This is a genomic window from Shewanella sp. 10N.286.52.C2, assembly GCF_002874545.1.
Lineage (GTDB): Bacteria > Pseudomonadota > Gammaproteobacteria > Enterobacterales > Shewanellaceae > Shewanella.
The window spans coordinates 140,955-156,622 of sequence record NZ_MCTV01000068.1; the positions used below are offsets into that span (position 1 = coordinate 140,955).

A 15,668-nucleotide genomic window follows, 5' to 3' on the forward strand; every position below is an offset into this window, starting at 1 on the left:
ATGATTAACATATTGGTCAGCAATGATGACGGCGTTACAGCTCCAGGGATCAAAGCCCTAGCGGCAGAGTTAACCAAAATTGCTAATGTGTTAGTCGTGGCGCCTGATAGGAATTGTTCAGCAGCCAGTAATTCTTTGACCTTGACTAATCCATTAAGAATTAATAACTTAGAAAATGGCGCTATTGCTGTCAATGGCACACCGTCAGATTGTGTCCATTTAGCCATTAGAGAATTATGTCCAGTAGAGCCTGATATTGTGGTGTCAGGCATTAATGCTGGGGCGAATATGGGTGATGATACCCTGTACTCAGGTACGGTAGCCGCAGCAATGGAAGGACGCTTTTTAGGCCTACCTGCGATAGCGGTATCATTAGTGGGCAAAGAATTACGTCATTACGATAGTGCAGCAATCTATGCCGCTAAAATAGTGCAAGGTTTACTTGAGCATCCTATTAATAACGATCAAATATTAAATGTAAATGTGCCCGATTTACCGCTAGAACAAATCAAAGGCATGAGAATTACTCGCTTAGGCTCAAGACATAAAGCTGAAGGCATGATCAAAACTCAAGATCCTGCAGGAAGAGATATATATTGGCTTGGGCCTCCGGGCAAAGAACAAGATGCTAGCGCTGATACAGACTTTGGTACAGTTGAACAAGGTTATGTTTCAATTACTCCGCTAACGGTCGACTTAACTGCGTATGATCAGCTTGCTGACTTAGAAAACTGGATTAATAAACTATGAGCCAGGTAGCTTCAACTGTTGCCCTTAATTTAGCCAAAAAACTGCATGAAGCAGGGATCCGTAATCACACTGTGTTGCAGGCGGTATCAAATACCCCAAGGGAGTTATTTCTCGATGGGGCATTAGCCCATAAAGCTTACGAGAATACCGCTTTACCTATTGGGCAAGGCCAAACTATCTCTCAGCCTTATATTGTCGCTAGAATGACGGAGTTATTACTACAACATAACCCTGCTAGAGTGCTTGAAATTGGTACTGGTTCAGGTTACCAGGCAGCGATTTTAGCGCAACTGGTACCTCAGCTTTGCACAATTGAGCGGATCAAGGCGCTACAAATTCAAGCGAGACAACGTTTAAAGCGCTTAGATTTACATAATGTGTCTTTTAAATATGGTGACGGTTGGAAAGGTTGGACCAATAAAGGCCCATTTGATGCCATTATGGTAACAGCAGCTGCAGCATCGGTACCTGAAGCATTATTGGCGCAACTGGCTGAAGACGGCGTGCTAGTGATCCCTGTTGGCGAAGACTCGCAGCAGTTATTAAAAATCACTCGTAAACAAAATGAGTTTCAATCACAAATTATCGAAGCGGTTAAGTTTGTACCGTTAATCAATGGCGACTTAGCTTAACAGTGATGCAAGGGCGATATTTCAAAAGTATGATGGAGACAATGTTGAAGTGTCGTAATTGGCCTTGGGTTACAATTTTACTGCTGTTTATTTCAGGGTGTAGCTTTCAAGCTCACAACCCTGCACCCGTTATGAGTATTTCGAGTAATGCTGGTCAAAAATTTAATAAAGGCTCTATTACCTCTGGCAGTTACAAGGTAAAACGCGGTGATACTCTTTACTCAATTTCATGGGGCGCTGGGCAAGATTTTAATAAAATCGCTCAATATAATGGCTTAAAAGCACCTTATACCATCTATCCAGGACAAACATTAAAACTCACCAAGCCACAGCGCACTAAGCCTGCAGCCAAGCCTGCACCAAAACCGGTCGCTGTAGCGAACACCAAGTCAAAGCCTGCTAATAAAACGGTTGCAAAACAAACTTCAGCACAAAAAAAGCCAGCGACAACGACAAATCAAAATAGTACAAAAAAAGAGCTTGATCACAAAGCTAAGCCTGCGTATTCTGTAAAAACTACCCAAGACAAAACGGTTCAAATAGCGAAAAAATCTGTTTCAACCTTGCCAGATAAAGTAAGTCAGTGGAACTGGCCGACAAAAGGTAAGATTGTAGGTTATTTCTCTAGTACTCAGCAGGGCAATCAAGGCATAAAAATCGCTGGTTCCAGAGGCGATATTATCAAGGCTGCAGCTGATGGAAGAGTTGTTTATGCAGGTAATGCACTTCGGGGCTATGGCAATTTGGTCATTATTAAACACAATGATGATTATTTAAGTGCTTATGCTCATGCAGATGCAATATTGGTCAAAGAAAAGCAATATGTAAATGCTGGACAGACAGTTGCGAAAATGGGTAGTACAGGGACTAATCAGGTGATGTTGCATTTTGAAATTCGTCTCCATGGTAAGTCAGTAAACCCATTAAATTATTTACCTAAACGTTAACTGTTTAGTTCACATTAAAACGGAGGATACGCGCACGAAAATAACTTAATTTTTATCCGGTTTGGGAGAGCACCATATGAGCCAGAAACAAAATACTGCGGTAGCAGAAGAGCTTATGGATTTAGCTAAACAACCACAAGAGATTGCGCTGAAGGAGGCAAAAAATGCCAAGCCAGCACAGCAATCCGACATTGACCAACAAGTTCAAGATGATCTTCAGAAGAATCTTGACGCCACTCAACTATATTTAGGTGAGATCGGTTTTTCCCCTTTGCTTAGTGCAGAAGAAGAAGTCTTCTTTTCACGTAAAGCACTCAAAGGCTGCGAGAAGTCTCGTAACCGCATGATAGAAAGTAATCTAAGATTGGTCGTAAAAATTGCCAGAAGGTATAACAACCGAGGATTAGCATTACTGGATCTTATCGAAGAAGGTAATCTAGGGCTTATTCGAGCAGTCGAAAAGTTTGATCCGGAAAGAGGGTTTCGTTTTTCAACCTACGCGACTTGGTGGATTAGACAAACCATCGAAAGAGCGATCATGAATCAAACTCGGACCATTCGTTTGCCTATTCATGTGGTTAAAGAGCTTAATGTATACTTGCGAACGGCAAGACAGCTTGCGCAAAAACTTGATCATGAGCCGACGGCAGAAGAAATCGCAGACAAATTAGATGTCTCTACTAGCGATGTCAGTCGAATGCTAAAACTAAACGAAAAAATCACCTCTGTAGATACCCCACTAGGCGGGGATAACGATAAAGCATTGTTAGATGTTATTGCAGATGATGATTCAGTTGGACCAGATTATAAAGTACAGGATGAAGACTTATCTAATTCAATTGTCGGTTGGTTAAATGAGCTAAATACTAAGCAAAGAGAAGTATTAGCACGACGTTTTGGTTTATTAGGTTATGAACCATCGACGTTAGAAAACGTAGGGGCTGAAATTGGCTTAACACGGGAACGTGTGCGTCAAATTCAAGTCGAAGCGTTAAAGCGTTTGAAAGATGTATTAGGGGCACAAGGCCTATCAGTCGAAGCGTTATTTAGAAATTAACGCCAACCTTTTAAGCGATTAATTTACGCTTAGGGTTATTTACCTTTGAGGACACGAGTTGTCCTTTTTTGTTGGCTTTTTTTTACTCACTTTTATAGAGCCTGAGCATTATGATAGTTAATGAAGCTAGGTTCTAAGTATTAGTTATGAGTACTTAATCATTATAATTGTAATGAATGGGCCGTGATAAACAGCCCATTCAGATTTTACACTGAGCACAATTGCGCTCATCATTTACAAGTTTGATAGCCTTTTTAGTCCATAAAGCATATCAATTGCTTGTTTAGAGCAGTAATCATCAGGATTGATTTTAGGTTCTAAGTGTTAGTTAAGGGGACTAATTATTGTAATGAATGGGCCGTGATAAACAGCCCATTCAGATTTTACACTGAGCACAATTGCGCTCATCATTTACAAGTTTGATAGCCTTTTTAGTTCATAAAGCATATCAATTGCTTGTTTAGAGCAGTAATCATCAGGATTGACTTTAGGTTCTAAGTGTTAGTTAAGGGGACTAATTATTGTAATGAATGGGCCGTTTTAAATAGCCCATTCAGATTTTACACTGAGCACAATTGCGCTCATCATTTACAAGTTTGATAGCCTTTTTAGTTCATAAAGCATATCAAGTGCTTGTTTAGAGCAGTAATCATCAGGATTGACTTTAGGTTCTAAGTGTTAGTTAAGGGGAGTAATTATTGTAGTGAATGGGCTGTGATAAACAGCCCATTCAGATGTTACACTGAGCACAATTGCGCTCATCACTTACAAGTTTGATAGCCTTTTTAGTTCATAAAGCATATCAAGTGCTTGTTTAGGGCTGTAATCATCAGGATTGATTTGACTGAGTTTTTCAGTCGCAGCATTCGCTTCAGCTTCAGGGATAGATAAATTTAATGCTTCTTGAATTGGCATTTGCTGGCTATTGGCCAAATCTCTACTTTCTAGCATATGCAGTTTTTGTTTAGCCGCTTTGATCACATGGGCTGGAACACCCGCTAAAGAGGCCACCTGTAAACCATAGCTCTTACTTGCCGCGCCATCTTGCACTGCATGCATAAAGGCAATAGTGTCACCATGTTCGATAGCATCTAAGTGCACATTCGCTGCTGATGGGATCTGTTCCGGCAATTGAGTCAGTTCAAAGTAATGGGTGGCAAATAGCGTTAATGCCGCCACTTTTTCGGCTAAGTATTCTGCCGCTGACCAGGCTAAAGATAAACCATCATAGGTTGAGGTGCCGCGGCCAATTTCATCCATTAACACTAAACTTTTGGCCGTTGCGTTATGTAAAATATTGGCGGTTTCAGTCATTTCTACCATGAAGGTTGAGCGCCCTGATGCTAAATCATCGGAAGCACCAATACGGGTAAATATTCTATCTATTGGACCTATCACTGCTTTTTGTGCCGGAACAAAGCTGCCGATATGTGCCATTAAGGTGATTAATGCCACTTGGCGCATGTAAGTCGATTTACCGCCCATATTAGGGCCAGTAACCACTAGCATTCTTCTTGAAGGTGCTAATTGCACCGGGTTGGCAATGAATGGACTTTGGCTGACTAGCTCTACTACCGGATGGCGACCAGCTTCAATATGAATACCAATCTCGTGAGTGATTTGCGGGCAATTATAGCCAAGGGTTTCAGCTCGTTCGGCGAAATTACTTAATACATCCAACTCTGCTGCGGACTGAGCAAATAGCTGTAACTCATGTAGTTTCGGTAGTAATAAATCAAACAGTTCTTCCCATAGTTTTTTCTCAATGGCCAACGCCTTGCCCTGACTTGAAAGTACTTTTTCTTCGTACTCTTTAAGTTCTGGGGTGATATAACGTTCAGTATTTTTTAAGGTTTGACGGCGTTGATAGCTTAACGGCACTTGATCAGATTGTAGGCGGCTGACTTCAATATAATAACCGTGCACACGGTTATAGCCGACTTTAAGGGAATTAATGCCTGTTTGCTCTTTTTCTCGCAGCTCCATTTGCACTAAATAGTCATTAGCGCCTTCACTTAAACCGCGCCACTCATCAAGCTCGGCGTTATAGCCAGTTTTAATGACTCCACCATCACGAATAAGCATGGGTGGATTATCAACAATCGCTGAGGCTAAAAGCTGTTGCTGCTCAGGGAATTCTCCCAGTTTTCGCGCCAGAGTCTTCAGTTCATCTTGCTGACAATGGCTTAAGGTTTGCTGGATTTCAGGCAGCAATTCTAATGCTTGGCGTAAACGGGCAAAATCACGTGGTCGTGCACTTCTTATGGCAAGCCTTGCCATAATGCGCTCGATATCACCTAAAGCTTTCAGTTGTTGGTGTAAGTCGGCATACAAACCGCTATCAATTAGCTCGGCAACCGCTTGTTGGCGCTGATGAATATGCTGCTGGTTTCTTAATGGTTGGTGGATCCAGCGTTGCAGCATTCGACTGCCCATAGGTGTTGCCGTCTTATCTAGCACCCAAGCAAGTGTATTGTCACGCTGGCCCGACAGGTTCAAAGTTAATTCAAGGTTGCGTCTGGTCGCAGCATCTAAAATGATAGTATCAGCTTGATTAAAAAGGGTAATGCTATTGATGTGCGGCAAAGCTGTCTTTTGGGTGTCTTTGACATATTGCATTAAGCAGCCAGCAGCTTGCAGTGATAAGCGAGCATCTGTAATGCCAAAGCCATGTAAATCTTTCGTGCCAAATTGCTCCAGCAATAGCTGTATGCTGGTATCGTAATCAAATTCCCATTCTGGGCGGCGACGAATACCTTTAATGTTTTCAATTAAATGCACATCGACTAAGTCTTCGCTGTAAAGTAGCTCTGCAGGGCTGGTGCGTTGTAATTCAGCTTCTAATGTCTCAGCGTTTTCTAATTCGACTACCACGAAACGCCCTGATGACACATCTAAAGTTGAGTAGCCGAAACCATTTTTACCTTGATAAACCGCAGCTAACAGATTGTCTTGACGCTCTTGCAGTAAGGCTTCATCAGTTAAGGTGCCAGGCGTTACTATACGGACAACTTTGCGCTCAACCGGACCTTTACTTGTAGCAGGATCGCCAATTTGTTCACAAATAGCTGCTGATTGACCAATTTGGACTAATTTAGCCAAATAGCCTTCAACAGAGTGGTAGGGAATACCTGCCATAGGGATGGCATTACCACCACTTTTGCCTCTAGCGGTCAACGAAATTCCTAAAAATTCAGAAGCAAGTTTGGCATCTTCATAAAATAATTCATAAAAATCTCCCATACGATAAAACAACAACATATCGGGATGCTGCGCTTTAAGCGTCAAATATTGGCGCATCATCGGAGTGTGCTTTTCTAAATTTGGATTTTCAATTGCTGTCATTAATTTGTTGCTCTAAATATGGCTTGGGGATCGGAAAAAAGACCAATACTAATCGGCGCTCATCTTAGCAATAATTGATTTGAATCCCAATAGAGTTACTCATTTAGCGCGGTTCTGAACTGCTATTATCGAGTTGAAAGAGTATAACTATTGGCTTATTTGTCAGATGGTTAACATATTGAAACCACTGTATACAGTAGTCTTTATATACAGTGGTGTAGAAGGTTTAATTATATTTTTACTTATAAGGTATTGATATTGATATTGAAAAACCTTGTTTATTAGTGGTTTTGCAATTTTTTTTTGAGTAACTATTGATACTGTATGATTATACAGTATACTGAGCTCATATTAAGAAACAGACAAATTTATTCGTTATCAATCTCGCCAATGAGATGAGTTCGCTTAGAGGGATAATCACAATGAAAGCAGATCCAAATAAAGAGAAAGCACTGAATGCCGTGTTAGGTCAAATTGAGAAGCAATTTGGTAAAGGTTCAATCATGAAGTTGGGCGCAGACCGCACAATGGATGTTGAAACCATTTCTACTGGCTCACTTTCATTGGATGTTGCCTTGGGTGCTGGTGGTTTACCTATGGGGCGAATCGTAGAAATCTACGGTCCTGAGTCATCAGGTAAAACAACCTTAACCTTAGAAGTGATTGCAGCAGCACAGCGTCAAGGTAAAACCTGTGCGTTTATCGATGCTGAGCATGCTCTTGATCCTATCTATGCTAAAAACCTTGGTGTTGATATTGATAACCTACTTTGTTCGCAACCAGATACGGGTGAACAAGCACTAGAGATTTGTGATGCCTTAACTCGTTCTGGCGCCGTTGATGTGATCATTGTCGATTCAGTGGCGGCATTAACACCAAAAGCTGAAATTGAAGGTGAAATTGGTGACTCACACATGGGCCTTGCTGCTCGTATGATGAGCCAAGCAATGCGTAAACTTGCTGGTAACCTTAAGCAATCAAACACGCTATTGATTTTCATTAACCAAATTCGTATGAAAATTGGTGTGATGTTCGGTAACCCAGAAACTACAACAGGTGGTAATGCACTTAAGTTTTACGCCTCAGTGCGTTTGGATATTCGCCGTACAGGTGCAATCAAAGATGGCGATCAGGTGGTTGGTAACGAAACCCGAGTTAAAGTGGTTAAAAACAAAATTGCAGCGCCATTTAGGCAAGCTGAATTCCAAATCTTGTACGGTAAGGGTATTAACCGTACTGGTGAGCTAGTTGATTTAGGTGTGGCGCATAAGCTTGTTGAAAAAGCTGGTGCTTGGTATAGCTACAAAGGCGGCAAGATTGGTCAAGGCCGTGCAAATGCCGGTAAGTACCTAATTGAAAACCCTGCTGCGGCTGAAGAGATCGAAACTGCATTACGTGAATTATTGCTTAGTAAAGATAAAGAAAAAGATGCCGCCCCTGCTAAACCCGATGAAAACATCGATTTAGAAACCGGTGAAGTGTTTTAAGCCTTTGCTAGGTATTAGTAGTTAGAATTATTAAATCGCGGTGAGCTATATGCTCGCCGCTTTTTTTATCCAATTTTGCTCAGTATGTAACTCATATCTGTCAGAGGCTATATTTTGCAGTTACGCTAATGAAGCTTAACAGCGCCTATCAATTAGCTTTATAGCCACTCTTGTTAGCCGTTTTGTTAGCTGTTTTAGTTGCGGTAATTTTTTGATTACCCATAAATATGGCTATATTGCACAATCAATCAAATATTCGATGATCAAAATCGTTAAATTCCAGCCTAAAATAGCCAATCTATTGCCCTAGAATGTCGCACCTATAGTTTGTTTAAGTATATAATGTTGGCAATTTAGCGCTGACTAACAGCTTCCTGATAAATACGATTTATCCATTTTAGGGCGATTTCATGTTTCAAACTACCGCAGAACTAAGAAGTGCTTTCCTAGAGTTTTTTCGTCACAACGAACATCAAGTTGTCGATAGTAGCTCTTTAGTACCTCACAATGACCCAACTTTACTATTCACCAATGCCGGTATGAATCAGTTTAAAGACTGTTTTTTAGGTCAAGAAAAGCGTAGCTATACCCGAGCGACAACATCGCAACGCTGTGTACGTGCTGGTGGTAAACATAACGACCTTGATAATGTAGGTTACACCGCTCGTCACCATACCTTCTTTGAAATGTTAGGTAACTTCAGTTTTGGTGATTACTTCAAAGAAGAAGCCATTAGCTATGCATGGCGCTTTTTAACTGAAACATTAAAGCTTCCAACCGAGCGTTTATGCGTCACCATCTATGAAACTGATGATGAAGCGTTTGATATCTGGACTAACAAAATTGGTGTCGCCCCTGAAAATATTATCCGCATTGGTGATAATAAAGGTGCACCTTATGCGTCTGATAACTTCTGGCAAATGGGTGACACAGGTCCTTGTGGCCCATGTTCTGAAATATTTTATGATCATGGCGAGCATATCTGGGGCGGTCGCCCTGGTACTCCAGAAGAAGATGGCGATCGTTTCATTGAAATCTGGAATATCGTATTCATGCAATATAACCGTCAAGCTGACGGCGAAATGAAGCCATTACCAAAACCTTCTGTTGATACTGGTATGGGTATTGAGCGTATTGCTGCGATTATGCAAGGCGTACATTCAAACTATGAAATCGATATTTTCAAACAGCTTATTGCTAAAACGGCTGAAATCATTGGTGTCCAAGATTTAGAAAATAAATCTTTACGGGTTATTGCCGATCATATTCGCTCTTGTGCATTTTTAATTGCTGACGGTGTAATGCCGTCAAATGAAGGCCGCGGCTATGTACTACGCCGTATTATTCGCCGCGCAGTGCGTCATGGTAACAAGCTTGGCGCGACAGATACCTTCTTCTACAAATTAGTGCCAACATTAATTGAAGTGATGGGCGATGCAGCTAAAGGCCTTGTTGATGCTAAAGCAATTGTTGAAAAGTCTTTAAAAGCCGAAGAAGAGCAGTTTGCTAGAACGCTAGAGCGTGGCCTAGGTATTTTAGATGCAGCCCTTAATGCACTTGAAGCTAATATTTTAGATGGTGAAACAGCATTTAAACTTTATGACACCTATGGCTTCCCTGTCGACTTAACCGCGGATGTATGTCGTGAGCGTGATATCACCGTTGATGAAGCAGGATTTGAAGCGGCAATGGCTGAGCAGCGCAGCCGAGCACAAGCGGCTGGCAATTTTGGCACTGATTACAATGCAGGCCTTAAAATTGAAGGTGAAACCGAGTTTTGCGGTTATAGCGAGCTAAATGGTCAAGGTAAAATTACAGCTATATATGTAGAAGGTAATGCAGTTGATTCATTAACGGCAGATCAAGAAGCGGTCATTGTATTAGATAATACGCCGTTTTACGCTGAGTCTGGCGGTCAAGTTGGCGACAAAGGCCATTTAACAGTTAATGATGCTAATTTTGCTGTGACCGATACTCAAATTTTTGGTCAAGCTTTCGGTCATCAAGGCAAGTTAGTTGCTGGTGTTTTAAATGTTGGTGATAGCGTTAGCGCTGAAGTCGATAAAAAACTTCGTCATCGTACTCAGCTTAACCATTCAGTGACCCATTTATTACATGCAGCACTACGTAATGTACTGGGTAGCCATGTAAATCAAAAAGGGTCATTAGTTAACCCTGAGCGTTTACGTTTTGACTTTGCTCACTTTGAAGCGGTCACCGCAGCAGAACTTAAGCAAGTTGAAGACATGGTTAATACTCAAATTCGTCGTAACCATGAATTAAAAACTGCGGTTATGGGGATTGATGAAGCCAAAGAGCAGGGCGCAATGGCGTTGTTTGGCGAAAAGTATGACAGCGAAGTGCGTGTGGTTACCATGGGTGACTTCTCTATCGAGCTTTGTGGTGGTACTCATGTTGGCCGTACTGGTGATATTGGTTTATTCAAAATCACTTCAGAAGGTGGTATTGCAGCAGGTATTCGCCGTATTGAAGCGGTAACGGGTGCCGCAGCAATGGCTTATGTTGCTGAGCAGCAATCTCAACTTGAACAAGCGGCAAGTTTGCTTAAGTCAGATTCAGCCTCTGTTGTAGCGAAATTAAAAGCACAGCTTGATAAAGTAAAATCCCTTGAGAAAGAAATGTCGCAGCTAAAAGATAAGTTAGCTGCAGCAGCCAGTGCCGATATTGCTGGTGAAGCTGTTGAGATGAACGGCATCAAGGTATTAGTTAAAAAGCTTGAAGGTGTGGACCCTAAATCTTTACGAGGCTTGCAAGATGAGCTGAAGCAAAAGTTACCGTCATCAATTATCGTGCTCGGTATTGCTGGCGATGCAAAGGTTAACTTGATTGCTGGTGTGAGCAAAGATCTTGTCGGTAAGGTTAAAGCTGGTGAACTTGTGGCTATGGTAGCACAGCAGGTTGGCGGTAAAGGTGGTGGGCGCCCTGATATGGCCCAAGCTGGCGGAACACAACCAGAGAACTTAGATGCAGCATTAGCCTTAGTTCAACCATGGCTCAGCGAACGTTTAGGCTAACTGACAACTTAAGCCATAAGGTGTTTACGGCATTTTATGGCTTGAGTATTAGGTTGAGCTTTGAGATAGTGGTTCGGCAAGCTTATAAAGCATTCTTAGGTATCATTTTTTACGCTTTTTTGACTCAAGCTACTATAATTCTAAATTGAAGCAACTTTTATGCTTTTTTTGTACGCATAAGCAGCAATTTATTAAATTACCTGTTTTGCTTTTGTTTAAAGAATAGCCTTTAAATGTTATCAACTTGAAATAATCAGGCCGCAGGAATACGTTTTTTCTTTTTTTTGGGGTAAAAAGCTTAAAAGTTTTATTGATTTAGTGTCGTCACTAATGATTTGTATTAAGCTAACATTATTAAACGCGCATATTACGGATAGAAGCTGGTGTATGCTGATTGGACTAAAGGAGCAATCGAATGCTGATTTTGACTCGCCGTGTTGGCGAAACATTAATGATAGGTGATGAAGTGACTGTTACTGTACTAGGTGTAAAAGGTAACCAAGTACGTATCGGTGTGAATGCACCTAAAGAAGTATCAGTTCATCGCGAAGAAATTTATCAACGTATCCAGTCTGAAAAATCTGGCAACGTTACACCAGAAGATGGTGGCAATTTCTGATATATCAGACATTGTTTGCGATTTACCAATAAAGCCAGCGAAAGCTGGCTTTATTGTTTTTAGACTATTTAAGATTGTTTGCTAAAAAAAATACAAATTTTTTAAATGAATTGATGATAATTGTGGCTTAACTCATCAATGTGCTCAAAAACAGTTCAAATGAATATAAGATGCTGAAAAAGGTTTGACTTATTTTCGGCAAACAGTAATATGTGCGCCAAGAAACGGAGAGGTGGCCGAGTGGCCGAAGGCGCTCCCCTGCTAAGGGAGTATGGGCTTTAACTCCCATCGAGGGTTCGAATCCCTCCCTCTCCGCCATTTCTTAAAATAGTAAACGATGCGGATGTAGCTCAGCTGGATAGAGTACCTGGCTACGAACCAGGCGGTCGGAGGTTCGAATCCTCCCATCCGCACCATTTTCTATTGTTGTGTTTAAATTTTTTAATGAGCGGATGTAGCTCAGCTGGATAGAGTACCTGGCTACGAACCAGGCGGTCGGAGGTTCGAATCCTCCCATCCGCACCATTAAATAATTTAAAAGCTGTAAATTTTATATATGCGGATGTAGCTCAGCTGGATAGAGTACCTGGCTACGAACCAGGCGGTCGGAGGTTCGAATCCTCCCATCCGCACCATATAAAATAGTACCTAATTATGCGGATGTAGCTCAGCTGGATAGAGTACCTGGCTACGAACCAGGCGGTCGGAGGTTCGAATCCTCCCATCCGCACCATAATTCGGAGAGGTGGCCGAGTGGCCGAAGGCGCTCCCCTGCTAAGGGAGTATGGGCTTTAACTCCCATCGAGGGTTCGAATCCCTCCCTCTCCGCCATTATTTGCATATTTTAAATATGCAACTAAGCTCAATTAGCACTGAGTAAAGATTGGCAGTAAAAATTTTGCGGATGTAGCTCAGCTGGATAGAGTACCTGGCTACGAACCAGGCGGTCGGAGGTTCGAATCCTCCCATCCGCACCAGTATTAGAAAAAGCCCTGTAGTTATCTACAGGGCTTTTTTTATGCCTAAAATCCAGTCAGTCATATAAAGTGACTTTAAGTTTTCCTGCCAATATACCTACTTCACACTCACTCAAATGTCGCTAACCTGCTTTAGATCTTAAGTCAAAATGAACCACATCAAAATTTGGATAAATCCTTCAGTCATGCTGGTTAGTAGGTTCACTCTAGTTGATTAATTGTACTTAGCTTGGTTAATTAGTTTTGTATGCTTTTATTTTAACTACAACTTGATGATGAGCCATAAATTACAAAAACCACTACATATTTATGCTAAATAGAGCATCTGCACAATTTTGGTGAATATAGCTGTTCTTATTTCTGATATCTCTTTTTATATAGATCTTGTCATGACCTTATCATTTTCCTGATAAAGTAATCAAAAATGAAGATTCTTCATTATATGTGAACTATTTTTATCGAATTATCACCAAGGTGGGCTTAATCTTATTAATTTTGGTCTGACCAATTTACAAGGTGTTGGATTAATTGTTATAGGTTGGTTATATTTTTCGTCGGTAAAAAATCACAGGGTAGTTTAATCGCTGAACTGGTGGATTTTAATGGAATAAAAACAGCTTATGCTGAATGAATAATTATTCCTTTTGTTGATGCCGCATCGTTTTGGTGCAATTTATTCAGCAGACGTTATTGACGTGTAAACATTGGAACTGATCCTGTGGGCAATTTTTAATTGCACATAATGACAAGAGAGGGTTTATGACATCATCAATATCCGAGCAATTATTGGATGCCTTGGGCATGATGATAATGGGGATGAGCTTAGTTTTTATATTTTTAAGCATATTAATTATCGGCATTAATCTTGTAGCTAGATTATGTCAGTCAGACATTCAGCCTGTTGTTGCTAATGCGCCTACACCTGTACCCGCAGCTGCGACATCAATTGATCCTAAGTTAATAGCAGCTATCACTTCTGCTATTCACCAGTATCGTGCCAAAGATTAAATCGTTTAGGAGTTATCATGAGCAAGCCTTTAGCGTTAACAGATGTAGTATTACGAGACGCCCATCAATCTATTTTAGCCACGCGCTTACGTTTAGACGATATGTTACCTATTGCACCTTTACTGGATAATATTGGTTTTTGGTCTTTAGAGTCTTGGGGCGGTGCTACGTTTGATTCTTGTATTCGTTATTTAGGCGAAGACCCTTGGGATCGTATCAGAGAGCTGAAAAAGGCGATGCCAAATACACCACAGCAAATGCTATTGCGTGGTCAGAATTTATTAGGCTATCGTCATTACGCCGATGATGTGGTGACCCGCTTTGTTGAGCGTGCCCATACCAATGGTGTTGATGTTTTCAGAATTTTCGATGCCATGAATGATGTGCGTAACTTAGAAACTGCGGTTAAAGCAGTTAAGCAAGTCGGCGGTCATGCACAAGGTACGATTTCATTTACTAGTAGCCCAGTTCATAACGTGGATACTTGGGTTGATATGGCTAAAAACCTTGAAGACATGGGCTGTGACTCACTGTGCATCAAGGATATGGCAGGCTTACTTAAGCCAATGCAAGCTTATGATCTTATCAGCCGTTTAAAATCTCAAACTGACTTAACCGTTTCTATGCATTGTCATGCTACAACGGGTTTAAGTACTGCAACCTATCAAAAAGCCATTGAGGCTGGTGTTGATATTCTTGATACCGCGATTTCAACCATGAGCCAAACCTATGGCCATTCAGCTACTGAAACATTAGTTGCTATGGCAGAAGACTCGGGCCGCGCCACGGGTTACGACATGGCAGCATTAGAAGAAATTGCCGCTTACTTTAGAGAAGTACGTAAGAAATATGCCCGTTTTGAAGGGGCGCTTAAAGGCATTGATTCACGTATTCTTCGTGCACAAGTGCCAGGTGGCATGTTAACTAACATGGAAAACCAGCTCAAAGAGCAGGGCGCTGCAGATAAAATGGATGAGGTGTTAGAAGAGATCCCTCGTGTGCGTGAAGATCTTGGCTTTTTGCCATTGGTTACACCAACCTCGCAAATTGTCGGCACCCAGTCAGTGATTAATGTCTTAATGGGCGAGCGTTATAAAACCTTAGCTAAAGAAACCGAAGGTGTACTGAAAGGCGAATACGGTGCAACGCCGGCTCCGGTTAATGCCGAGCTGCAAGCACGGGTATTAAATGGCGCAGAGGCTATTACTTGTCGCCCTGCAGATTTAATTGAACCTGAATTAGATAAGCTTCGCAGCGAGCTTGCTGACATCGCTAAGAAAGACGGTATTACATTAGCCGCAGAAACTGATGATGATGTAATGACCTATGCCCTATTTAATCAAATTGGTCTTAAGTTCCTGACTAATCGCGGTAACCCTGATGCCTTTGAGCCAGTGCCAAGTGCTGATGATATGGCCGTGCCTGCGGCTAAAGCTGAAAAAGGCGCTGAAACCTACACTGTTAATGTGCAAGGACAAAGCTTTGTGGTTGAGGTAAGCGAAGGAGGCGATATCAGCCAGATCGTGCCGACATCAGCAGCACCTGCTGCCGTTGCTCCAACTGTTGCTGCTGCACCTGTGAGCGATGAAGTGAAAGCCACCATGAATGCACCGCTGTCGGGTAATATTTTTAAAGTATTGGTAAACGATGGCGATCACGTCAATGAAGGTGATGTGGTGTTAATCCTTGAAGCAATGAAAATGGAAACTGAAGTGCGCGCAGCAATAACAGGTTTCATCAAAAATATTTCAGTTAAGCAAGGTGATGCCGTTTCGGTTGGTTCACCATTGTTAGCATTAGCGTAGGAGATA

10 protein-coding genes and 7 tRNA genes are annotated in these 15,668 nt (G+C 41.6%); 16 read left to right on the forward strand and 1 reads right to left on the reverse strand.

All coding sequences use genetic code 11. From position 1 onward, the window contains the following. The 4 genes from surE to rpoS all read left to right on the forward strand — a co-directional run bounded on the left by surE (position 1) and on the right by rpoS (position 3,386). Positions 1–750 (forward strand): 5'/3'-nucleotidase SurE, encoded by a 750-nt coding sequence (gene surE, locus BCU94_RS18395; RefSeq protein ID WP_102438080.1) that lies wholly within the window; start codon positions 1–3, stop codon positions 748–750. Then, positions 747–1,382, forward strand: coding sequence for a protein-L-isoaspartate(D-aspartate) O-methyltransferase (locus tag BCU94_RS18400; protein WP_102438082.1), 636 nt, complete (start codon positions 747–749; stop codon positions 1,380–1,382). The genes surE and BCU94_RS18400 overlap by 4 nt, the downstream gene beginning before the upstream one ends. Positions 1,383–1,426: 44 nt before the next feature. Continuing rightward, complete coding sequence (locus BCU94_RS18405) at positions 1,427–2,329, forward strand: peptidoglycan DD-metalloendopeptidase family protein (RefSeq protein ID WP_241905028.1); 903 nt, start codon at positions 1,427–1,429, stop codon at positions 2,327–2,329. Positions 2,330–2,405: 76 nt separating this feature from the next. Further along, complete coding sequence (gene rpoS / locus BCU94_RS18410) at positions 2,406–3,386, forward strand: RNA polymerase sigma factor RpoS (protein WP_102477190.1); 981 nt, start codon at positions 2,406–2,408, stop codon at positions 3,384–3,386. A gap of 765 nt (positions 3,387–4,151) precedes the next feature. Here the strand turns inward: rpoS and mutS are convergent. Beyond that, positions 4,152–6,731: a DNA mismatch repair protein MutS gene (gene mutS / locus BCU94_RS18415; RefSeq protein ID WP_102438088.1), complete on the reverse strand. Its 2,580-nt coding sequence runs from the start codon at positions 6,729–6,731 to the stop codon at positions 4,152–4,154. Between the two features lie 422 nt (positions 6,732–7,153). Here mutS and recA point away from each other — a divergent pair, with 422 nt between their 5' ends. From recA to oadA, 12 genes are all read left to right on the forward strand, one after another. Beyond that, positions 7,154–8,218 (forward strand): recombinase RecA, encoded by a 1,065-nt coding sequence (gene recA / locus BCU94_RS18420; RefSeq protein WP_076542998.1) that lies wholly within the window; start codon positions 7,154–7,156, stop codon positions 8,216–8,218. A gap of 410 nt (positions 8,219–8,628) precedes the next feature. Beyond that, positions 8,629–11,253 carry an alanine--tRNA ligase gene (alaS, locus tag BCU94_RS18425; RefSeq protein ID WP_102438090.1) on the forward strand — a complete coding sequence of 875 codons (2,625 nt, stop codon included), beginning with the start codon at positions 8,629–8,631 and terminating at the stop codon, positions 11,251–11,253. Between the two features lie 415 nt (positions 11,254–11,668). Next, a complete protein-coding gene (gene csrA / locus BCU94_RS18430) occupies positions 11,669–11,872 on the forward strand; it encodes a carbon storage regulator CsrA (RefSeq protein WP_076542996.1) in 204 nt (67 codons plus the stop codon). A gap of 226 nt (positions 11,873–12,098) precedes the next feature. Next, a tRNA-Ser gene (locus BCU94_RS18435) sits at positions 12,099–12,190 on the forward strand. A 21-nt stretch (positions 12,191–12,211) separates the two neighbouring features. Then, positions 12,212–12,288, forward strand: a tRNA-Arg gene (locus BCU94_RS18440). A gap of 32 nt (positions 12,289–12,320) precedes the next feature. Next, positions 12,321–12,397 (forward strand) — tRNA-Arg (locus BCU94_RS18445). A gap of 33 nt (positions 12,398–12,430) precedes the next feature. Beyond that, a tRNA-Arg gene (locus BCU94_RS18450) sits at positions 12,431–12,507 on the forward strand. Between the two features lie 21 nt (positions 12,508–12,528). Further along, a tRNA-Arg gene (locus tag BCU94_RS18455) sits at positions 12,529–12,605 on the forward strand. 6 nt (positions 12,606–12,611) lie between these two features. Next, a tRNA-Ser gene (locus BCU94_RS18460) sits at positions 12,612–12,703 on the forward strand. Positions 12,704–12,772: 69 nt separating this feature from the next. After that, positions 12,773–12,849, forward strand: a tRNA-Arg gene (locus tag BCU94_RS18465). A gap of 759 nt (positions 12,850–13,608) precedes the next feature. Then, positions 13,609–13,857 carry an OadG family transporter subunit gene (locus BCU94_RS18470; protein ID WP_076542995.1) on the forward strand — a complete coding sequence of 83 codons (249 nt, stop codon included), beginning with the start codon at positions 13,609–13,611 and terminating at the stop codon, positions 13,855–13,857. Between the two features lie 17 nt (positions 13,858–13,874). Next, positions 13,875–15,662 carry a sodium-extruding oxaloacetate decarboxylase subunit alpha gene (gene oadA / locus BCU94_RS18475; RefSeq protein WP_102477191.1) on the forward strand — a complete coding sequence of 596 codons (1,788 nt, stop codon included), beginning with the start codon at positions 13,875–13,877 and terminating at the stop codon, positions 15,660–15,662. Positions 15,663–15,668: the final 6 nt, after the last annotated feature.

Bases quoted from the DNA above. Each gene is read 5' to 3' on its own strand.
- surE (WP_102438080.1), top strand. From the start codon at position 1: ATGATTAACATATTGGTCAGCAATGATGACGGCGTTACAGCTCCAGGG.
- mutS (WP_102438088.1), bottom strand. From the start codon at position 6,731: ATGACAGCAATTGAAAATCCAAATTTAGAAAAGCACACTCCGATGATG.
- csrA (WP_076542996.1), top strand. From the start codon at position 11,669: ATGCTGATTTTGACTCGCCGTGTTGGCGAAACATTAATGATAGGTGAT.
- recA (WP_076542998.1), top strand. From the start codon at position 7,154: ATGAAAGCAGATCCAAATAAAGAGAAAGCACTGAATGCCGTGTTAGGT.
- BCU94_RS18470 (WP_076542995.1), top strand. From the start codon at position 13,609: ATGACATCATCAATATCCGAGCAATTATTGGATGCCTTGGGCATGATG.
- oadA (WP_102477191.1), top strand. From the start codon at position 13,875: ATGAGCAAGCCTTTAGCGTTAACAGATGTAGTATTACGAGACGCCCAT.
- alaS (WP_102438090.1), top strand. From the start codon at position 8,629: ATGTTTCAAACTACCGCAGAACTAAGAAGTGCTTTCCTAGAGTTTTTT.
- rpoS (WP_102477190.1), top strand. From the start codon at position 2,406: ATGAGCCAGAAACAAAATACTGCGGTAGCAGAAGAGCTTATGGATTTA.
- BCU94_RS18400 (WP_102438082.1), top strand. From the start codon at position 747: ATGAGCCAGGTAGCTTCAACTGTTGCCCTTAATTTAGCCAAAAAACTG.